The 20,739-nt window shown below is 57.2% G+C and carries 20 protein-coding genes; 7 read left to right on the top strand and 13 right to left on the bottom strand.

The features are described from left to right. Positions 1 to 384: 384 nt before the first annotated feature. The 4 genes from ACJ5NV_RS07955 to ACJ5NV_RS07940 form a co-directional block, all read right to left on the bottom strand. Complete coding sequence (locus ACJ5NV_RS07955; RefSeq protein WP_411643119.1) at positions 385 to 846, bottom strand: GNAT family N-acetyltransferase; 462 nt, start codon at positions 844 to 846, stop codon at positions 385 to 387. Next, entirely contained in the window at positions 843 to 2,312 is a 1,470-nt protein-coding gene (locus ACJ5NV_RS07950) for a peptidoglycan-binding domain-containing protein (RefSeq protein WP_411643118.1), read from the bottom strand. Before ACJ5NV_RS07950 ends, ACJ5NV_RS07955 begins: the two co-directional genes overlap by 4 nt. An 18-nt stretch (positions 2,313 to 2,330) precedes the next feature. Next, positions 2,331 to 3,527: a phenylacetate--CoA ligase family protein gene (locus ACJ5NV_RS07945; protein WP_411643116.1), complete on the bottom strand. Its 1,197-nt coding sequence runs from the start codon at positions 3,525 to 3,527 to the stop codon at positions 2,331 to 2,333. A 162-nt stretch (positions 3,528 to 3,689) separates the two neighbouring features. Next, positions 3,690 to 4,619, bottom strand: a complete 930-nt coding sequence (locus tag ACJ5NV_RS07940) for an alpha/beta fold hydrolase (protein WP_411643114.1) — start codon at positions 4,617 to 4,619, stop codon at positions 3,690 to 3,692. A gap of 107 nt (positions 4,620 to 4,726) precedes the next feature. Here ACJ5NV_RS07940 and ACJ5NV_RS07935 point away from each other — a divergent pair, with 107 nt between their 5' ends. Then, complete coding sequence (locus ACJ5NV_RS07935) at positions 4,727 to 5,281, top strand: TetR/AcrR family transcriptional regulator (RefSeq protein WP_411643113.1); 555 nt, start codon at positions 4,727 to 4,729, stop codon at positions 5,279 to 5,281. Between the two features lie 113 nt (positions 5,282 to 5,394). Here ACJ5NV_RS07935 and ACJ5NV_RS07930 read toward each other — a convergent pair whose 3' ends face one another. From ACJ5NV_RS07930 to ACJ5NV_RS07905, 6 genes are all read right to left on the bottom strand, one after another. Then, positions 5,395 to 6,216 carry an ABC transporter ATP-binding protein gene (locus ACJ5NV_RS07930; RefSeq protein WP_411643111.1) on the bottom strand — a complete coding sequence of 274 codons (822 nt, stop codon included), beginning with the start codon at positions 6,214 to 6,216 and terminating at the stop codon, positions 5,395 to 5,397. 55 nt (positions 6,217 to 6,271) lie between these two features. Then, positions 6,272 to 7,555, bottom strand: a complete 1,284-nt coding sequence (locus ACJ5NV_RS07925) for an ABC transporter substrate-binding protein (protein ID WP_411643109.1) — start codon at positions 7,553 to 7,555, stop codon at positions 6,272 to 6,274. Between the two features lie 80 nt (positions 7,556 to 7,635). Continuing rightward, positions 7,636 to 8,712: a branched-chain amino acid ABC transporter permease gene (locus ACJ5NV_RS07920; RefSeq protein WP_411643107.1), complete on the bottom strand. Its 1,077-nt coding sequence runs from the start codon at positions 8,710 to 8,712 to the stop codon at positions 7,636 to 7,638. 81 nt (positions 8,713 to 8,793) lie between these two features. Then, entirely contained in the window at positions 8,794 to 9,792 is a 999-nt protein-coding gene (locus ACJ5NV_RS07915; RefSeq protein ID WP_411643106.1) for a branched-chain amino acid ABC transporter permease, read from the bottom strand. 89 nt (positions 9,793 to 9,881) lie between these two features. Then, entirely contained in the window at positions 9,882 to 10,640 is a 759-nt protein-coding gene (locus ACJ5NV_RS07910) for an ABC transporter ATP-binding protein (RefSeq protein WP_411643137.1), read from the bottom strand. A gap of 118 nt (positions 10,641 to 10,758) precedes the next feature. Continuing rightward, a complete protein-coding gene (locus ACJ5NV_RS07905; protein ID WP_411643105.1) occupies positions 10,759 to 12,717 on the bottom strand; it encodes an AMP-binding protein in 1,959 nt (652 codons plus the stop codon). A 478-nt stretch (positions 12,718 to 13,195) separates the two neighbouring features. Between ACJ5NV_RS07905 and ACJ5NV_RS07900 the strand changes: the two genes are divergently transcribed. The 4 genes from ACJ5NV_RS07900 to ACJ5NV_RS07885 all read left to right on the top strand — a co-directional run bounded on the left by ACJ5NV_RS07900 (position 13,196) and on the right by ACJ5NV_RS07885 (position 15,129). Further along, positions 13,196 to 13,663, top strand: coding sequence for a HupA family protein (locus ACJ5NV_RS07900; protein ID WP_411643104.1), 468 nt, complete (start codon positions 13,196 to 13,198; stop codon positions 13,661 to 13,663). Between the two features lie 83 nt (positions 13,664 to 13,746). After that, positions 13,747 to 13,926: a hypothetical protein gene (locus ACJ5NV_RS07895; protein WP_411643103.1), complete on the top strand. Its 180-nt coding sequence runs from the start codon at positions 13,747 to 13,749 to the stop codon at positions 13,924 to 13,926. A 9-nt stretch (positions 13,927 to 13,935) separates the two neighbouring features. Further along, positions 13,936 to 14,394, top strand: a complete 459-nt coding sequence (locus tag ACJ5NV_RS07890; protein WP_411643102.1) for a hypothetical protein — start codon at positions 13,936 to 13,938, stop codon at positions 14,392 to 14,394. Positions 14,395 to 14,481: 87 nt separating this feature from the next. Then, positions 14,482 to 15,129, top strand: a complete 648-nt coding sequence (locus tag ACJ5NV_RS07885; protein ID WP_411643101.1) for a hypothetical protein — start codon at positions 14,482 to 14,484, stop codon at positions 15,127 to 15,129. A 30-nt stretch (positions 15,130 to 15,159) separates the two neighbouring features. On the opposite strand, the gene fdhF is transcribed toward ACJ5NV_RS07885, so the two are convergent. Further along, positions 15,160 to 17,925, bottom strand: coding sequence for a formate dehydrogenase subunit alpha (gene fdhF / locus ACJ5NV_RS07880; protein WP_411643100.1), 2,766 nt, complete (start codon positions 17,923 to 17,925; stop codon positions 15,160 to 15,162). A 194-nt stretch (positions 17,926 to 18,119) separates the two neighbouring features. Here fdhF and ACJ5NV_RS07875 point away from each other — a divergent pair, with 194 nt between their 5' ends. Beyond that, on the top strand, positions 18,120 to 18,419 hold the full coding sequence (locus ACJ5NV_RS07875) for an ArsR/SmtB family transcription factor (protein WP_411643099.1): 300 nt from the start codon (positions 18,120 to 18,122) through the stop codon (positions 18,417 to 18,419). Next, positions 18,416 to 19,450: a permease gene (locus ACJ5NV_RS07870; RefSeq protein ID WP_411643098.1), complete on the top strand. Its 1,035-nt coding sequence runs from the start codon at positions 18,416 to 18,418 to the stop codon at positions 19,448 to 19,450. Before ACJ5NV_RS07875 ends, ACJ5NV_RS07870 begins: the two co-directional genes overlap by 4 nt. On the opposite strand, the gene ACJ5NV_RS07865 is transcribed toward ACJ5NV_RS07870, so the two are convergent. Together ACJ5NV_RS07865 and ACJ5NV_RS07860 are read right to left on the bottom strand one after the other, a co-directional pair. Further along, positions 19,451 to 20,287: a PA2778 family cysteine peptidase gene (locus ACJ5NV_RS07865; protein WP_411643097.1), complete on the bottom strand. Its 837-nt coding sequence runs from the start codon at positions 20,285 to 20,287 to the stop codon at positions 19,451 to 19,453. Continuing rightward, positions 20,275 to 20,676 (bottom strand): PA2779 family protein, encoded by a 402-nt coding sequence (locus ACJ5NV_RS07860; protein WP_411643096.1) that lies wholly within the window; start codon positions 20,674 to 20,676, stop codon positions 20,275 to 20,277. Before ACJ5NV_RS07860 ends, ACJ5NV_RS07865 begins: the two co-directional genes overlap by 13 nt. Positions 20,677 to 20,739 lie beyond the last annotated feature (63 nt).

Below are 20,739 nucleotides of genomic sequence, written 5' to 3'. Positions count from 1 at the left end.
ACCAACAACGCATTATTCTTAGGCAAAACAAAAACACTCAACACAAAATCTAGCGCTCAACACAAACATCAACACAAGAAACGCAAGGACGCACAAGGCAAGACAAGGTGGAATCGCCCTCGATTCACCTGTTGCGACGCGTGGCCGAGGTCGATTCCCTAGATTCAGGGTGCAAAAAGCCCTGCGGACTCATGCCGGCACCGATGCAGGGCAAATCTCCTAAGAGAAAACGGAAAGGCGCGCGCGCCGCGAACACTGAAACGGATGATCGGCTGTTTTTGGCGCACCGTCATGCTCATCCGCGCCGAACCGGGATGCATCTTATAGCTATGACAGGGGTGATCGTCCGCAGACACAATCTTGCGCCGCCCGAACCGATACGACTTACAACGCTTTTCTCAAGACCTGCCACCGCGCGTCATCATTACCAATGTCGCGGAGCGTCACCCATCCCAGCGACCGCAACAGCCCGGCGGCGTTTTGGGTGGTTGTATATAAGTCGCTATAGTCCTGACTGCGCGCATGCTGCGCGAGCGCTTTTACCAGCCCTGCCCCGATGCCCTTTCGGCGCTGTCCTGCAACAACGCAGAGACCGACCAGCCAGAGACCTTCGCCAGGCTCTTGCCCGAAGGATTGCCCGCTCAGGCTACCGCTGCCCAATACCCGCCCATTGTTCCCGACGCACAGCATAGCATAGGGTAGCCCTTGAGCGCGGCATCTATTCTGTAGGTCGGCCTGCGCGTCACCTGCCCCGCCCGGCCCATAGTGGTCTGGCCAGATGTCGCGAAAGAGTGCGGCGGTCGGCCCGATCAGATCGGGCCGTTCCCAAAGCGGGACGATTTTCACCGTCCAAACGTGTCTGTCAGCAACCGCGCCAATGTCGGTTGGTTCAGGTAGCCGGTCGCGGGCAGGTTCCGATCCGCCTGATAGCGGCTGATCGCCTGACGCGTATTTGCATCGAACCGGCCGTCAACCCGGCCGGGGCCGTAGCCAAGCTGCGACAACCTGCTTTCGATCAGACGTGCCAGCACTGGGTTGATATTCAGCGCCTCTTCATCTGCTGCGGCATCGGCATTACTCATTTCGCTGAGCTTTTGGCTTGCTTCCTCGGAAAACATACCCTCGGGGTAGCGGTCGAGATAGGCCCGATAGCCTGCTTCATCCCCGCGCGCACCTGTTTCGTCCCAGAAGGCACGATCGAGCCGTTCCTGTTCTGCGCGTTCGCGTTCTTCCTCCGCTTCGATTTCAGTGGCACGGCGACTGGCCTGCGCATCAAGCCGTAGGATCTGTTCACGGGTTAGAAAGGAAGTTTGGGTATAGCCATTTTCCTGCTGCCAGTTGCGAATGGCAGTGCGCGAGCCGGGACCAAAGATTCCGTCCACCCCGCGTGTGTTGTAATCTAGCAAGGTCAGGTCCTGCTGAATGCCCCGGCGCTGTGTCGACGTCAGGTTCAATTCATCTTCGGTCTGTTCGGCTAGGCGCTGTGGATTGTTTTCGATAGCGTCCAGCCGGTCGCGTGCTTGGTCCGCGTAGGGGCTGTCGGGGTAGTCGAAAAGGAAACCGCGGTAAGCATCCGCCGTGTCCACCTCTTGCGCGCGCATCCAGAGCGGATAGGTGCTGTCAATAGGTGGGACAACAACAGGCGCTGCATCACCTTGCGCTTCTTCCGACTGCATGACGAGCACGCGCGGCTGATAGCCGGCAACCTGCAACCAGCGTGCATCATTGGCAAAGCCGATGACGTTTTCCCCTGGTTCTGTCAGCGCGTCGCTAATGACATCATCGCTGACATTTGCCTCGCCATAGAGCACGGTGACGCCCTGTGGAATCTCCAGATCACCGACGCCCTGCCGTAGATAGGTGTTGAGGTTGTCATCAGCGCCCTGATCGTAGCCCAAGACCAATACGGCCTGCCCGGGCGTGCGGGCGAGGATTTGCATCAAGCTGTCCACCGACAACATCTCGCGCGTGTCGAACAGGCTAGGTTCATCTGCATTGGCGGCCAACAGCCATGTGCGACTGCCATCAGTCACGAAGCGCCCGGAAAGACCGACGACCAGCCGGTTGGCATCCGCGGCCTCTGCTGCAAAACGCTGCACAAGCCGCCGCATATCGGCAGAGCCGCCATTGGCCAGCGTGCTGACCGCATAGCCTGCACCGCGCAGCGCCTCGGCCCCGGCCAGAACATCGGTGCCGTTGCTGGCCCGCCGAAGTTCCTGATACCGTTCGACCCCGATCAACAGGGCCGCATCATCAGCAACAGCAGGCAGGGCCAGCCCGGAAAGGCTAGCAATCAGAGGAAAGAGGCGCATATTCGTCGTCCTTATTATTCAAGTCTCGTAGCTGCGCCGATCTTGGATCACGAGCCCGTCGCGTGGCAGCGTACCTTGTGGATAACACTGCACGTCGCCTTTCAGTTTCAGAATATCCTTGATTGCAGTGGCAAGCGCGGCCTGATCCGGCCCGTCGCCCTCCACTTGGACAATCATTGTATCACTGTCGCCATCCCGGTCAGCGATGACGCGGGCGCGGTCTACCCCGGTGCGCCGCACCAGTTCGGCAACTTGTTCGGGGCGTACAAACATCCCCTTGATCTTGGTCGTCTGATCGGCGCGACCCAGCCAGCCTTTAATCCGCATATTGGTCCGTCCGCAGGGGCTGGGCCCCTCCATCACCGCGCTCATATCACCGGTGGCAAAGCGGATCAGGGGATAGTCAGGATTCAAGGATGTGACGACAACTTCTCCCACCTCACCCGCCGGGACCGGATCGCCGGTGCCGGGGGTCACGATTTCAACGATCACGCCCTCGTCCACAACCATGCCTTCGCCGGGTATGGTTTCATAGGCGATATGCCCCAAATCGGCAGTGGCATAACATTGCAAGCAGCTGATCCCCCGATCAGCATAATACTGGCGCAGTTGCGGGAAAAGCGCACCACCGGACACAGCCGCCTTGGTGATTTTTAACGCCACCCCCAGCGCATCCGCTTTTTCGAGGATCACCTTCAGGTAATCCGGCGTGCCCGCATAAGCGGTGGTGCCGATATCGGCGGCGGCCTGTACCTGCAATTCGGTCTGACCCGTGCCCGCAGGCAGCACAGCAGCCCCCACCGCCCGCGCGCCGTTTTCGAACATCGTGCCTGCCGGGGTCAGGTGGTAGCCAAAGCAATTCTGCACAATATCGTCACGCCCGATCCCACAGGCCTGCAAAAAGCGCCCGAACCGCCACCAATCATGCGACGACCCGCCAGGTTCATAGATCGGCCCGGGGGACTGAAAGATATGGGTGACATTGCTGGTGTGGATACCCCCGAAAGGCGGCGTGTCCTTTTGCCAGGCAGAGAGATCGGATTTGCGTAGGACCGGAAACTTCGCAAGGTCAGAAAGCGCATTGATTGCAATATCCGGCAGGCAACTCCCATCGCGATCCCTGACAAGGGCGACCTGCGCAGACAGTGCTGCCAGTTGGGCCGCTGCACGTTCGTCGGGGTCGCGAGTTTCCAGATCGTCGTAATAGGTCGTCATTGCAATCTCCTGTCCCTGATCCGGTTATGGTGCCGGGTCGGACAGGCGAAAGCTAGGGGGAACATGGGTGTTATGCGATATCAAGGGGGATGTTTGGGTGCGGCTGCTGTGCGGGGCGAAGCGCTCTTTCGCTGCAGTTGCGCCAATGTCGGGTTTAAGATGTCAGTTTATAAAATCACTTAGGATCCGCGCAGTCTCTGCAGGCTTATCCAACATGGGCAGATGCCCACAGTCGGAGGCGATAACAAGTGTTGCGTTTGGTAGGGCATCCGCAAAAACTTCAGCACCGGAAGGATGAAAAATTCTGTCTTCTTCGCACCAAAGCACGAGGGTTGGTTGAACAATACTTGTTGCCAATTCCTCAAGCTTGGGGACGTTACTTGAAGCGACGGCGTTCCAAATTACCACGTTGCTTTCAGCGTTCGACACTTCGCTTGAGGCCCAGAAACGTGCTATAGGCCGCGGAATGAAGGGTTCTTCGGGAAACAGCCATGCCATACGGGCATCGTATTCATCATAAGAAGTCACAACCAACGGCAAATGCCCGCGCGCGATTGCCTGCTCCATGTCACTTGGCGTAGGGGAGCTAATACCGACAGGGCTGCCGATAAAGGCAACTGATTGTACGCGCTCGGGGATCGACGCCGCAATTTGTCCAGCGATTTGTGCCCCCATTGAGTTGGCGGCAACGTGGAATTGGTCGACGCCAATCTCGTTAAGCGCTTCAAGCACATTTTGGGCCTGACGCTCATAGTCGTATTGCGCAGGATCAAGCCGTCGATTTTGACCAAACCCCGGCAAATCAAGCAATATCACACGATAATCATCCGAGACGTGGCGGGACATGTCGACCCAATGTTCTTTCAAAGCATAGATGCCATGAAGAAATACGACGGTCTGCCCTTCGCCACCCTCCAAATAATGCACTTTGCCAAAAGACGTTTCCACGGATTTTCTTTGCAGGCCTGCTGACAAATTTAGACTGGCCAGTAACAATTTGGCTGCGCGTTCGGGCCAAATTTCCGAAGCGCCAACTAAACCTACAATTAGCGCAAGAACGGTTACCAGGGTTCGCTTCCAAAAACGTTTCATCGCCATCTCCAGATCAAGCCAGATAGTAGACTGTATAGTCTACCTACTTGCACTGAGTAGACGATACAGTCTACTCAGTGCAAGTACCTTGTTTCGGAACCTTGCCCATGCCAGCGCCAAAGCGTGAATTTTTGCTACAAACGGCCGAAGCCATCTTTTCGAAAGAGGGTTTCAAGGGTGTCTCAGTAGATCGCGTACTAGCGGATGCAGGCGTCGCGAAAATGACGCTATATAAAGGTTTCAAAAGTAAGAATGCGCTAATTTGCGAGACGTTGCGAAGACGCGGTGATCGGTTGGCCGCGCATCTTGAGACATTTATTGTTCGCGCCGGTCCTAGAGCAGAAGACCAAATTCTAAGCTGCTTTGATGGTATGCAGGACTGGTCTAGGAGACCGGACTTCAATGGCTGTTATTTCGTAAGCGCTCTTACTGAGTATAGTGCTTCTCAAAATGAAATCGGCGAAATTGCTCGGCAGTACAAAATGCGGTTTTTGGATCGCCTTTATTCTCTTTGTTTGCCGCTCGATTTGGCACAGCCAGAAAGTGTGCCCAAATCCCTATTTATGCTCATCGAGGGGGCAACAGTAACGCATATGTCGCTTGGCGACAAAGAGAGCTATGCTCGCGCAAAAGCGATTGCCGCACAGTTGTTGACCCAGTGAGGTCGGTGCGAAAGCCGAGATTAATGATCCATGCAGCATCGGTTGGTAAGGACTCAAACCCGACCCTGCTCATGCTCCAAAAGAATTCTGAACTCCGCAAGAAAGAGTTTTCATCAAGCCAGCCACCGCTTTCTACGCCGGTAGCTGCGCACGTCGCGGAAGCTTTTACGCCCTTCGTCAGACATGCCAAGGTAGAATTCCTTGACGTCCGGGTTCTCGCGCAACTCCTTTGCCGGGCCTTCCATCACGACCCGCCCGCTTTCAAGGATATAGCCCTGATGCGCGAACCGCAGGGCGACATTGGTGTTCTGCTCAGCAAGTAAAAAGGACACGCCTTCCTGTTCGTTGAGGTTCTTCACGATGGTAAAGATTTCCTCGACCAGTTGCGGGGCGAGCCCCATGGAAGGTTCATCCAGCAGGATCGTTTCGGGCCGCGACATCAGCGCCCGCCCGATGGCGCACATTTGCTGTTCTCCGCCCGATGTATATCCCGCCTGGCTTTTGCGCCGTTCTTTCAGCCGGGGGAAATAGGTGTAGACCATATCAAGGTCCGCACTGACAGCCCCTGCGCCATCGTTGCGGGTATAGGCGCCGGTCATCAGGTTTTCCTCCACCGTCAGGTGTTCGAAGCAATGCCGCCCTTCCATCACCTGAATGACGCCCATCTTGACCAGCGCTTCGGGGGACAAATCCTGCACACGAGCACCGCGATATTGGATTGACCCTTTGGTTACTGTGCCGCGTTCAGAATGTAGCAGGTTGGAAATCGCCTTGAGCGTCGTGGTCTTGCCCGCGCCATTGCCCCCCAACAGCGCCGTGATCCCGCCCTTGGGCACGTTCAGCGACACGCCTTTGAGCACGAGGATGACGTGATTATAGATCACCTCGATATTATTGACCTCAAGCAGGGTTTCCGTCTTGGCGCTGTCCAGCATGGGATGTCTCCGGTTGGGACCGGGCGACCATTGGGGCCGCCCGGATCAGATCAGGTTACAGGCAGCCCGGCGTGATGCCGTTTTCGGCGGCAAAGGCGGCTGAATCCTCGGCGATCAGCGGATCAATGACGGAATCGTCGGGTGCGATGAAATCGGTCAGTGGGACCCAAACCCCGTCCGCCGCGTTCCATTGCTGCACAAGACCCTGCCCCGAACCGCCGTGGTTCTGGCAGCTGGCAGAGAATTCCGGTCCGATGCCTTCCATACCCAATTCAGCCATGCGGGCATTGGTCATTTCCAGCGCTTCCAGCCCGTCGCGAACCATGGGCGGGGTCACATCTGACACCCCGTGGATTTCCTGCGCCTTGGCAATCGCATCGGCGGCCAACATCGCGGTATACATGCCTCGCACATAAAGTACTGAGCCAAGGTTCGACCCGTCACCCGCCGCATTGCCCGCATCATGGACGAGCGTCTTGATCTCATCCAGCACCGGGTAGTCCTGCACACGGTTCATGTTCAGGGACTTATAGCCATCAGCGGCCATGCCCGCAGGGGTGACGTCATGTTCGGCCCCGGCCCACCAGTTGCCGATGAAGTTTTCCATCGGAAAGCCGATATTCGCAGCCTCTTGCACGGCGACCTGGTTCATCACACCCCAGCCCCACATGATCACATAATCGGGCCGTTCACGGCGGATTTGCAGCCATTGCGATTTTTGCTCCTGACCGGGGTGATCCACTGCCAGTTGGGTCAGTTCGAACCCATGCATCTCCGACAGCGCCTCTAGCGTGCGGATCGGCTCCTTGCCGTAGGCGGAGTTATGATAGACCAGCGCGATCTTCTTACCATCTAGATCGTCGCCATTCTCATCCAGCAGGTAGTTCACCGCCACGCTGGCCGCGTCCCAATAGTTGGCCGGGTAGTTAAAGACCCAGTTGAACACCTCGCCATTCGCGGCAGAGGTCCGGCCATATCCCAGCGTATGCATCGGGATATTGTCGGCGGTGGCCTTGGGGATCAGCTGATAGGTGATCCCGGTGGACAGCGGTTGATAAATCAGCGCGCCTTCGCCCTTGGTGCTTTCATAGCATTCCACACCTTTTTCGGTGTTATAGCCGGTCTCGCATTCAAGAATACGTACGACCTCCCCCCCGATGCCACCATCACGGGCGTTGAGCAGGTTGAAATAGTCCTGATACCCGTCCGAAAATGGCGTACCCCCCGCGGCATAAGGCCCGGTCCGGTAACTCAGATCGGGGATGACCAATTCGGCCAGCGCCGGGCCGGCAGCTATCGTACCTGCAAAAGCCATTGCGGCCAGTGTCTTGATCTTCATCGGTTCTTTCCTCCCATAGATTGTACCAATACCTCATGCGCAACGTCGTCCCGGACTTGATCCGTGACCTCCGCCGCGCGCTAATAGGGGAACGGCCAGAGCCGCAGTTTTTCTTTCGTCAGCCGCCAGATCTGCGCCAGCCCATGCGGTTCCTTGATCAGGAAGAACATGATCAGCCCGCCGACGATCACCAGTTGCAGATGCGCGACCAGATCGGTGGGCCAGCCCAGTACGTTTACCCCAACCACCTTTAACGCAACCGGCAACAGCACGAGAAACGCCGCCCCGGCCAAACTGCCAAAGATCGACCCCAATCCGCCGATGATGATCATGAACAACACGAGGAATGATTTCTGGATGCCAAAGGCTTCGCCCACTTCCACCGCGCCCAGATAGACGCTGAAAAACAGCGCCCCGGCGATGCCGACGAAGAATGACGAGACGGCAAAGGCCGTCAGCTTGGCGCGCAGCGGGTTCACTCCGATAATCTCGGCCGCGATATCCATGTCCCGGATCGCCATCCAACTGCGCCCGATGGTCCCGCGCGTCAGGTTCCGTGCGATCAGCGCGCAAAATGTCAGGAAGACAAGGCAGATCAGATATTGCGCCGCCGGGGCCGTATTCGGCCCAGTTACCGCCACCTCCGCCACAAACCGTTCCGGCGCGTTGATCTGGCCAGAGGCAGAGTAGTTATAAAACCAAGCCACTTTGTTGAAGAGCCAGACGAGAAAAAACTGCGCCGCAAGCGTGGCCACGGCCAGATAAAACCCTTTGATCCGTAATGACGGCAGCCCAAAAGCCGCCCCTACGACCGCCGTGATCCCACCGGCAAGGACGATGTGGATCACAATCGAAACATCCGGGAAACCCGTCATCAGCTTGTAACAAGCATAGGCCCCCACCGCCATGAACCCGCCTGTACCCAGCGACACCTGCCCGCAATAGCCTGTCAGGATATTCAACCCGATGGCTGCGATGGCGTAGATCAGGAAAGGCACAAAGATCGCATTTGCCCAGTAGTCATTGATCATGAAAGGGATCACAAGAAAGGCAATCACCATGATGACCCAAAACCCGATCCGGTCAAACCTGATCGGAAAGGTTTGACTGTCGGCATGATAGGAGGTTTTGAAGTCTCCAGCTTCACGGTAGAGCATCAGAATACCTCCTTTAAGTAGGGTGGGTTAAAACCCACCTTACGGGCAGCAACGCCGGTACACAGACGCCGGTAGAGAAACCTAGACCCGTTCAATGATCTTCTCCCCAAATAAACCCTGCGGCCGGAACACCAAGAAAATCAGCGCCAGCATATAGGCAAACCAATTCTCGGTCGCGCCGCCTAGGAAGGGTGCGCCGATAGTGTATTCGAACAGCTTCTCGCCCACCCCGATGATCAGCCCGCCGACAATCGCGCCGGGGATGGAGGTGAACCCGCCCAGCATCAACACCGGCAGCGCCTTGAGCGCGATCAGCGACAGCGAAAACTGTACCCCAGATTTCGCGCCCCACATGACACCCGCCACAAGAGCCACCATGCCTGCCAGCGACCAAACCAGCACCCAGATGAAATTCAGGGAAATCCCCACGGATAGTGCCGCCTGATGATCGTCAGCCACAGCCCGCATCGCACGGCCCTGCTTGGTGTATTGTGCAAAGACGATCAGCCCTGCGACCAGTACCGCCGCCACCAGTGTCGCCAGCATATCCAGCTTGTCGATGAAGAAGCCGTAGAAATCATCGCCGCCCAGCCCCGCTGTGATATCCTCCACCCAGCGCGACCCGCCCTGAGGTAGGCCCAAGGCGAGCGTCTTGATGTCCGACCCCCACATCAGATCGCCGATCCCTTCAAGGAAATAGGCCAGCCCGATGGTCGCCATGAACAGAATGATCGGTTCCTGCCCAACAAGATGGCGGAACACGAAATGCTGCACGGCCCAGGCAAAGCCGATCATCAAAATCACCGTCAAGGCGATGGCCAGCAAGGCCGGCACGTGCCAGCCGAAATGATGGATATCGGCCCCAAAGACCGCGTTGATCAAATGGCTGAACGGCACTTGCCCTTCCATGATCCCCACAAGCGTTAGCGCCGCGAAAAGCGCCATGACCCCTTGGGCATAGTTGAAAATGCCAGAGGCTTTGAAAATCAGCACAAAGCCCAGCGCGACCAGCGCATAAAGCACCCCGGCCATCAGACCGTTGATAATAACTTCGATGCCGTAAAGGAAATCAGTAGACATGCGCGCCTCCACAGTCCCTGGGCTGATACGGGGTCTCTTGCTGGTGGTTGATGTAGAAGTCTCGGATCATGTCCGGGACAGCGCCGCGACTATTCATGCGCCACCCCCAAATAAGCATCGATCACCTCTTGATTACCGCGCACCTCATCGGGCGTGCCGTCCCCGATCTTACGCCCGTAATCCATCACCACCACCCGGTCGCTGATATCCATCACAACCCCCATATCATGTTCGATCAGCGCAATTGTGGTCCCAAATTCATCATTCACGTCGAGGATAAAGCGGCTCATGTCCTCTTTCTCTTCCACATTCATGCCCGCCATAGGTTCATCAAGAAGGAGGAGTTTCGGTTCAGCAGCCAGCGCCCGCGCCAGCTCCACCCGTTTCTTCAGCCCATAGGGAAGCCGCCCGACAGGCGTTTTGCGGATCGCCTGAATTTCCAAGAAATCAATGATCTGTTCAACTATTTCGCGATTGGCGACCTCTTCCGCCTCGGCCCGGCCCATCCAGAGCGCCTGCCAGAACATATTCGTTTTCATATGGGTCAGGCGACCCGTCATGACGTTGTCGAGCACGCTCATCCCTTCGAAAAGGGCGATATTCTGAAAGGTCCGCGCAATACCCAGCCGCGCGACCTGATAGGGCTTCATCGGCGGACGCTTTTCGCCGCGAAACCAGACCTTGCCGTCTTGTGGATGATAAAAGCCCGAAATGACGTTGAGCATGGACGACTTGCCCGCCCCGTTCGGCCCGATAATCGCCCGGATCTCGCCCTCGCGAATATCGAAAGAGATATCCTTGATCGCCTCCACTCCGCCAAAGCGCAGGGTGATATTGCGCATATCCATCAGTACGTCACCGATCTGACGACCATCCGGGGTGGTATAGGGTTCTACAGTATCCTTCACGCGCAGACCTTCTGTCGGGATGGCGGGCGGGGCGACAGCGCAGCTGAGCGGCGCACCGTCATTCCGCAGCCACCTGATGTTCTACTGCGACAATCTCTGCATCCTGCAAATCCAGTGTCGCCTTGATCTTCCCCTTGCGGCCATCCTCATAGGTCACTTCGGTCTCCGTATAGATCTCTGCCGCGCCGCTATAGAGCGCGGCAATCAAGTCCGCGTATTTCTCTTCCACCATCCGGCGGCGGACCTTGCGGGTGCGGGTGATTTCGCCGTCATCGGCGTCAAGTTCTTTGTGCAGCACAAGGAAGCGATGGATCTGACAGCCCGCCAGCATCTCATCCGCTGCGACAGACTGGTTCACCTCTGCCACATGCCCCGCAATCATTTTCAGCACAGCAGGGTGCTGCGACAATTCCTGATAGCTGGAATAGGCGATATTGTTCCGCTCCGCCCAGTTGCCGACCGCAGTCAGGTCAATATTGATGAAAGCAACGCAATTGGATCGGTTCGCCCCGAACACAACGGCCTCAAGAATATTAGGATAGAATTTAAGCTTATTTTCCACGTATTTCGGCGCAAACAGACGGCCACCCGCCATCTTGCCCACATCCTTGGCCCGATCAATGATACGCAGATGCCCGGTGCCTTCTTCGATAAAGCCCGCATCACCGGTCGCGACCCAGCCTTCGGCATCCTTGGTATCTGCGGTGCTTTCGGCGTTTTTGTAATAGGCGACAAAGGTCCCGGGGGACCGGTAAAACACCTCACCCGTATCGCCGATTTTCAGCTCTACACCGGGGGACGGTACGCCAACGGTATCGCTGCGCACCTCGCCGTCGGGCTGCTGGGTGATGAACACTGTGGCCTCTGTCTGGCCGTAGAGCTGTTTCAGGTTGATGCCCAGCGCACGATAGAAATCAAAGATCTCCGGCCCGATCGCCTCCCCCGCCGTATAGCCAACGCGCACCCGGCTCAGGCCCAGCGTATTTTTCAGCGGGCCATAAATCAGCAGATTGCCCAACCAATAGCTTAGCCGGTCAATCCCGCTGACAGGATTCCCATCCAGAATCGCCGGACCAACGCGCCGTGCTACGCCCATATAGTGATCAAACAGCCATTTCTTGATGCGACCTACATCTTCCATCCGGATCATCACGCTGGTCAGCTGGGTTTCGAACACGCGGGGCGGGGCAAAGAAATAGGTGGGGCCAATCTCGCGCAGGTCGGTCATCATCGTGTCGGCGCTTTCAGGGCAGTTCACGCAGAACCCGGTCCACATCGCTTGCCCGATGGAAAAAATGAAATCCCCCACCCAAGCCATGGGTAGATAGGCCAGTACCTCATCCCCCGCCTGCAAATGATCGAACGCAGCAGAGTTTTCAGATGTCGCAATTACATTGCGATGCGACAGGACCACGCCCTTGGGCCGCCCCGTGGTGCCCGATGTGTAAAGCATCACTGCTGTGTCATCAGGCGTACGCGCGCCCGTGCGTGCGTTAACCTCTGCGATCTGCCCTGATTTGCGGCCCGCCGCCTGCACATTCGCGTAAGATGTCATGTGGCTATGGTCGTATTTGCGCAGCCCGCGCCCATCAAGGTAGATCACATGCTCCAGCGCCGTCAGCCCGTCGCGGATTTCGGCAATCTTGTCGACTTGTTCCTGATCGCCAGCGACCACAAACCGTGCGCCGCTATGATCAAGGGCATAGGCAATCTCTTCCGCAGCGGCATCCTGATACAGCGGTACCGGCACACAGCCGACACGCTGTGCGGCAACCATCGCCCAATACAGCGCAGGCCGATTGCGGCCCACAATCGCGATGTGATCCCCCACAGCCGCGCCCAGCGTCAGCAGACCCATCGCCAGCGCGTCAATCTCTGCCGCTGCTTGCGCCCAGGTCCAGCTTTGCCAAATCCCAAATTCTTTTTCGCGATAAGCCGCTTTGGTGCCATGGCGCGCAACATTACGGGCCAGAAGGTCCGGTACGGTTCTGATGCCGCTGGACGCGGGTTCGGTCATTACTTTTTCCTCCCTCACCGGCTTGTCGCCGATGCCGGGATGAGTCGCCTCCCAACGACACACCCCTTGGAGAACATATTGTGACCAAGCCCCCAGCCCCGTCAAATCATTTTTTGAACAAGCGTTCAGTTAACTAGATCGGCAACATCTCGCCGAGCGAATTTATATTATAATCAAGCACATGGACACGGCGTCGCAAATCTCAATACATCGCTACAGTAAACGATTTAGCTGTCTAACAGATCAGGTTGATCAATTATTTTTGAATTTGCCGAATAGGACGACACCAATGCACACAACCCGAACAGCAATTATATGCAGCATAATAGCACTTTCAGGATGCGGTAGTAGCACGTCTACACCCACACCAAATGAACCCGCGCCAACACGGTCGGAGTTTCGGTCGTTTGACACCGTCGGCGACGGCTTTGACCGAAGCGTCCGCCCTCTTTCCGTACAACGTACGGAAGCTGGTGGGATGGGTTATAATATTATGCTGGGGAAAGTAACGAATGACGCCTTTGACGGATATGCTGCAAACATCGGTTTAGACACTGACTTTATAAGCCCCGCCCCTACAACTGGTACCGTTACCTACCGCACATATTATCACGTCTTTGAAATGACCGATATGACAGAACGCCCAGACAATTTTGGCTTTTATAGCGATGACGATAATCCTTTTGTTGCGAATGGTCGTATCGATATCACTGCGGACTTTGATGATGGCGAAGTAACTGGCACATCAGAGCTTCTCAACGTCGAGGCTATGCTCAACGGACATGACTTTGTTGGCACAGCAACTTGGCGCGGTGTGGATGCCGAACTGCGCGGCGGGGTTGGCAGGGACTCTGATGGAAGCAACACGCTTATCGGCGGGTTTCATGCAAGTACCCCCGAAACCGTATTTGCAGGCGGCATGAGCGGTAAGGAACAGCAACCTTAAGCACTGTGCGTGCAGCACATCGCAAAACTACACCGGCGACTGTCCCACTGATGTCGCTGGATAAATAAGAATTGAAAATACACGTGAAACAGAAATATACGCTTATGGGCCTCGCAGCCCTGTCCCTGTCTGCCTGCTCCGGCGGCAGTGACACGCCGGACGTCGTTACGGTGCCGGCAACCACAATGTCGGGTTTTGTCGCAGGGGATACCACGTCTGAGCTCTTGGTGAACCTCGACGGTGCCGATGAACCGCGCACATGATCGCTCGAATTGGGTATCGACAACGGCCCGGGCGGATATCGCATGGCGCTGGGTCGGTTCGATAATGACGATACAATGGACTATCGCGCGCTGGCCATGTTGCAATCCACCACTCGCGTTTCCGGGCCCATTAGCGGCACTGTTTCATACAATGCAAACTACCGCATAATGGAGGTTCAGAATGTTGGGTCAAATCCGGTTTTTGCGGGAAATAATGATCTTAACAGCGCAGGCCAAATTACAATGACTGCAAATTTTGCCGACCAGGCGATGACCGGCACGTCGGATTTGTTAACCATTGATGCAACCCTGAATGCGGAAACCTTTGAAGGGACCGTCACCTGGCGTGGGGTTGATGGCGACATCACCGGGCTTGCGAGCGATAGCTTTATGATCGGTGCATTTCATGGCCACGATAACAATGCGGTGTTTACTGGGGGAATTAGTGGAGACGCTGACGCGAAATAATCATCGCTGACATCACTTTCCAAAAAACTTCGGCGGTCGCACCGCTTCGTCAACACCAGACCACAAATCATAAATTGGACTTTCAATATGAAGACAGGTACAATTGTTACAACCTTGCTTGCCTTTCACCTAGCCGCATGTGGATCCAGCTCTGGAACGGATCCTGTTGTAGACGAGGGACCCACTGTTTCAGCGTTTGGTGAAGGTAGCAGCCTTCTAGCTTTCAGATCATACTACGCAGATGCGGCAGATGAGCGGGAACACACATACTATGTGGGCGATGGCGGCGAACGGGCATTTTATGCCGCTGTCGGGTATTTTGAGACCGGCGAAGACCGTATGTATTTTGGTGTTGCCACGCTGTCTGACCATACCCTGACCCATGTGCAGCCCGGACCGACCACGGGTTCCATCACTTATGAGACAAAATATTGGGTCTCAGAAGTCACCAATGCGGCATCCCAGCCCGATCTGCCTGCTGATGTTGTTATAAAAGGCGATATCTTGATCACGGCCGATTTCGACACGCATGCAATCACTGGAACCAGCGACTTGTTCACAATGGATGGTCAAATCGCCGATAGCGGCACAGGCTTTGAAGGCGATGTGACGTGGCGCGGTGTTGACGGCGAGGTTTCGGGTGTAGTCGGCGATGCACTTTGGGGCGCGTTCCATGGCAACAGCGACGATATTGTTTTTGCGGGTGGTATCGCCGGGTATCCAGAAGCGCCGTAATGACATGGTTGGCACTATGACGATGGCGACCTATTCGGCCGCCATCACATCCAACGCTTCCACGTGCACGGCCGAGAACTTGAACTCTGGGATTTTTCCGTAGGGATCGACCGCCGGATTGGTCAGGATATTTGCCGCCGCCTCGACATAGGCGAAGGGCAGAAATACCATGTCTGGCGAGACGGCCCGGTCAGCACGGGCCATGATCTCAATGCTTCCGCGCCGCGTCGATAGCCGCAGCATACCGCCCGGCGCCACCCCCAGTTTGCGCAGAGTCGATGGATGCAGCGAGCAATTCGCTTCTGGCTCCACCGCGTCCAGCACGCGTGAACGCCGCGTCATGGATCCGGTGTGCCAATGTTCCAGCTGCCGCCCTGTTGTCAGGATCATCGGATAGTCTGCATCCGGCGTTTCATCCGGCGCGATCACATTGGCCGGGGTGAACCGCGCCCGCCCTTCAGGACGAGGGAACCCATCGGCAAAGACAATCGGCTGACCGGGGTCTTCGGGTGACAGCGAAGGGTAGGTTACGGCACTTTGGGTTTCGAGCCGATCCCATGTAATATTGTCAAATGACTTCATCACTTTGGTCATTTCCCCAAACACATCTGAGGGATGCGTATAGGTCCAGGGCAGGCCCAGCCGCTTTGCCAGTTCCACCGTGATCCACCAATCTTCGCGCGCGTCGCCGGGTGGTGGCACCGCTGGCCGCCCCATTTGCACCTGCCGGTTGGTGTTGGTGACCGTCCCGGTTTTTTCGGCAAAGGCGCTCGCGGGCAGGATCACATCGGCGAAATTGGCGGTTTCGGTGATGAAGATATCCTGAACGACCAGATGATCCAGCTTGGCCAACGCGTCACGCGCATGTTCCACATCAGGGTCCGACATGGCCGGGTTTTCGCCCAGGATATACATGCCCTGAATATCGCCCGCATGCACCGCATCAAGGATTTCCGTCACCGTCAGCCCGCGCTGTGGATCAATCTGCCCGTCCTGCCAGACCTCTTGGAACGCACTGCGCACCCCGTCATCGCCCACAGGCTGATAATCGGGCAAGAACATCGGGATCAGCCCCGCGTCAGAGGCCCCCTGCACATTGTTTTGACCTCGCAGCGGGTGCAGCCCCGCGCCGGGCCGCCCGACCTGCCCGGTCATCAGCGCGAGGCTGATCAGACAGCGCGAATTATCGGTGCCGTGGATATGCTGGCTGACGCCCATACCCCAGAAAATCATCGCGGATTTCGCGCCTGCAAAGGTCCGGGCAACATCGCGCAGCACCTCGGCCTCGATCCCGCAGATCTTGGCCATCTTCTCCGGGGTAAAATCGGCGAGGTGTTTCCTCTCGGCCTCCCAATTCTCGGTATACGCGTCGATATATTGCTGATCGTAAAGGCTTTCTTCCACGATCACATGCATGATCGCGTTCAGCATCGACACATCCGCGCCGGGGCGGAATTGCAGCATATGGCTGGCAAACCGTTTCAGCGCCTGCCCGCGCGGGTCCATGACGATCAGCTTGCCGCCGCGCTTGGTGAACTGCTTGAAATAGGTCGCGGCGACAGGGTGATTTTCGATCGGGTTTGCGCCGATGACGATGGCGACATCCGCGTTTTCGATCTCATTGAAAGTCGCGGTCACAGCGCCGGAGCCGACATTTTCCATCAGCGCGGCCACGGAAGAGGCATGGCACAGCCGGGTGCAGTGGTCGACATTGTTGTGTCCGAACCCCTGCCGGATCAGTTTCTGGAACAGGTAGGCTTCTTCATTCGTGCATTTAGCCGAGCCGAAACCGGCCACACCGCGCCCGCCGATATCCTTCAGCCCCTTGGCCGCGACATCCAACGCTTCGTCCCATGTGGCTTCGCGGAAATGGGTCTGCCAGTTGCCGGGGTTGACGTTTAGCCCCTTTGGCGGCGCATCCTCCCGCCGGATCAGCGGCTTGGTCAGCCGATGTTCGTGGTGGATATAGTCGAAACCAAAGCGGCCCTTGACGCAAAGCCGCCCTTCATTCGCGGGGCCGTCGATCCCTTCGACGAATTTGACCTTGTTATCCTTGACCTTCAGCGACACCTGACAGCCGACCCCACAGAAGGGGCAGACCGATTTCACCTCACGATCATAATCCGCCGTGTCGCCTTGCTGATTTTCATCGGTGACGGTCGCAGGCAAAAGCGCGCCGGTCGGGCAGGCTTGCACGCATTCACCGCAGGCCACACAAGAAGACGCGCCCATCGGATCATCCATGTCGAACACCGGATAGGCATTATGCCCGCGACCCGCCATGCCGATTACGTCATTCACCTGCACCTCGCGGCAGGCCCGCACGCAGAGCCCACATTGAACGCAGGCATCAAGGTTCACCGACATCGCCACATGGCTGTCATCAAGCAGCGGAATGTGGTCGGCATCCATCGTGGGAAAGCGGCTTTCGCTGACATCCTGCTTGGCTGCCATATCCCAAAGATGGCTGGATTTATCATGCGCGACCGCCTGCTCTGGCTGATCGGCCACCAGTAATTCCATCACCATGCGGCGCGCTTGGGTTTCGCGCGGCTGATCGGTGGTCACCACCATGCCGTCACTGGGTTCGCGGATGCAGGACGCGGCCAGCGTCCGCTCGCCTTCGATCGCGACCATACAGGCCCGGCAATTCCCGTCAGAGCGATAACCGGGGCTGGGCTTGTGACACAGATGCGGGATGACCAGACCGCGCCCATTTGCGACATCCCAGATTGTTTCACCCGGTTGGGCATGCACGGTCTGACCGTCGAGGGTGAATGTAATCTGATCTGACATCTGCGTTCTCCGCCACGTTAGTCAATCTACATCATGCGCACAGCATAGCTGAAAGGTCATGTGCGACGAAGGTCGCTGTTTTTGCGGCACGCAGATTTCCGATGTGCGATCATCGTTTCTTTTTGCCGCCATCTGGGTTGACGCGAGCATTCATTTCTATATTTCTAGTTATATCGAATCATTGGGAGCATTTGATGGATCAGGTTACTGCGGCACAGGGTTTTTCAGCCATGGGATCCGAATCCCGGCTGGATGTTTTGCAGGCGCTTGTCCGTGCGGGCAGCGCCGGTCTTTTGGTTGGCGACATCCAAAGCCGCACCGGCATCCCGCCTTCAACCCTCGCTCACCACCTGAAATTTCTCACAGCGGCTGGTCTGATCCTGCAGGAAAAGCAGGGACGTACTGTGATGAACCGCGCCAATTTTAAACATTTAGAACAGCTAGCAGCCTTCATTCTTGAGGAATGCTGCGTGGATATGGACAACAGACAATGACAGATATCAGCAAACCCATTCCCAGTCCGGCAGACCAATTCGCCCGGCAGCTTGCCAGCCCTTGGACCATCACAATTGCAGCGCCGATTATCGTCGCACTTGTAGACCCGGCAAATTTCAACGCGGTCACACGCTTTGCGCTCGCGGCTTTTCTGGGCACGCTCCCCTATATCGCTTTTGCCGTGCTGCTGATCGCATGGTTGAAAGCAGCGGGGGCAGAAGCCTCAGTCGCACGCGCTTTCAAAGGGCGCGAAAGCCGGATGATCGTCATGGCTGCGCTGTTTGGCGGGTTGGCCCCGTTCTGTTCCTGCGAGGTGATCCCCTTTATCGCCGGGCTGTTGGCGCTTGGCACACCACTGGCGCCGGTCATGGCGTTCTGGCTCGCCTCGCCTTTGATTGACCCGCCCACATTGATGATCACCGCCGCCGCACTTGGCTGGCCCTTTGCAGTGGCCAAGGCGATTGTTGCTGTCAGCCTTGGCCTAGCGGGCGGCTTCGCGATCAAGGCGATGACGGCGCAAGGCTGGTTTGCCAGCCCGCTGCGCGCGCAGATCGCCCCGCGCTGTGGCTGCGGACCAAACCCGTTTGATGGCAAACCTGTCTGGCGGTTTTGGTCCGAAAGCACCCGCGGTAGCGTTTTCTGCAAAGAGCTGACGCAAAACGCGCTGTTCCTGATCAAATGGCTGGCGCTGGCTTATGTCCTCGAGGCGTTGCTGGTCACCTACATCCCGGCAGAGGCGATTGCCCGGCTTGTCGGCGGCGAAGGCATCGTGCCGATCATCATCTCTGCCTTTGTTGGCATGCCTGCCTATCTGAACTCTTATGTCGCGCCGCCGCTTCTGGCCGGGTTGATGGCGCAGGGCATGACGACGGGTGCGGCCATGGCCTTTATCATTGCGGGCGCTGTCAGCTCTGTCCCTGCGATGGCCGCGGTGTGGTCGCTCGTCAATAAACAGGTCTTTGCGGCCTATATCGGGCTGGGGCTGACAGGGGCGGTCATCTCGGGTGTGCTGTTGCAGATGGTTTCTTAATCAGCCTGCGATCTCGCGTTCTACATGGGCGAGGTTGGCCCGGATTTCCGGAATATCGGGGGCCAAATTACGGGCGCGGCGCAATGCGCGGCGCGCCCCGCGCAAATCGCCCATCGCATAGCGCGTATTGCCCAGCCCGAATTGCCAAAGCCAATTTTCAGGCCAGCGCGCCGCCCCGGTTTTATAGGCAGTTTCTGCCGCGTCCAACTGCCCTACCCGTTCCAACCCAGCGGCGGCAGATAGCACATCCGCCTCAGGCACAGTCGCGGGCAGTTGATCCGGCGGTAATATCACCAGCGCCCAGCGATCACCCCGCTCCCAAGACCGGTCGAAAATGCCAAAAGGCAGCACCATCTGCGCCTGCTGACCGGAGTTCAGGGAGACCGTATCAGTTTGCAGATCATAGCCGGTGACAACACCGTAGTGCCAGACCGGCGCGATACCAACCCCAAGGTTTTGAAAGACAATGACAGGATGACCTGCGGCGACTTCGCCCAAAAGCTGGTCAAGCGTGCGCAGTTCCACCGCGATCTGGCCCATGCGCCGGGCACTGCCGATCATATCCGCCGTATAGGTACCGCCCGCCCCTGCGGTAAAGGACAGCGCCGCGATCTCATCCTGCGTGACATCCCGCCCGGCCCATTGCATCACCATCGCCAAAGAAGCAGGCCCGCAATAAAAAGACGCTTGTTCGATCAGAGGCACGCCCTGCACCGCCGCCCGCGTGGGCACATCGGCGGTGATACTTGCATCTGGATCAAAAGGCGCGGCACAGGCGGCGAGCCAGCAAAGCGATGCCAGCGCCGCCGCCCGACGCAGAAAGCTTAGCGTACGCACCGGGTGAAGTTGAAGAACCGGGTAAAGCACAACAGATCGGTGACCAGTAGAACCACAAAGACCGTGAACAGAATGCCAAGGATGTCGGCACCGGCACTGTCATTTTCCATTTGGGTCAGGATAGTTGCCACTTCGGCGTCAGACAGGGCGGCAAGGCGCGCTTCGGCTTCGACCGGGTCAACGCCCATGGCGACAATCTGATCGCGCACATCACCGCGCTGCAATTCATCCATCAGCACCGCGCGATTGGACAAGGCAGTATATTTACTGATCGCCGCATCAGTGCCCAGCATTTCGGCCTGCGCCAGTGTCACCGCCTGTGTTGCCAGCACCAACTGTGCTGACAGAGCAATGGCCATGCCCTTTTTGCTGATATTCAGAATACCCATGTATTTGTCCCTATGTTTCGGCGACTGCGTGAGCCGCCTTGTTATTCCACAGGGGCAGTTTTC

The sequence above is a fragment of the Loktanella agnita genome (assembly GCF_046640325.1).
GTDB lineage: Bacteria > Pseudomonadota > Alphaproteobacteria > Rhodobacterales > Rhodobacteraceae > Yoonia > Yoonia agnita.
This window is presented reverse-complemented; position numbering and strand designations above follow the sequence as displayed.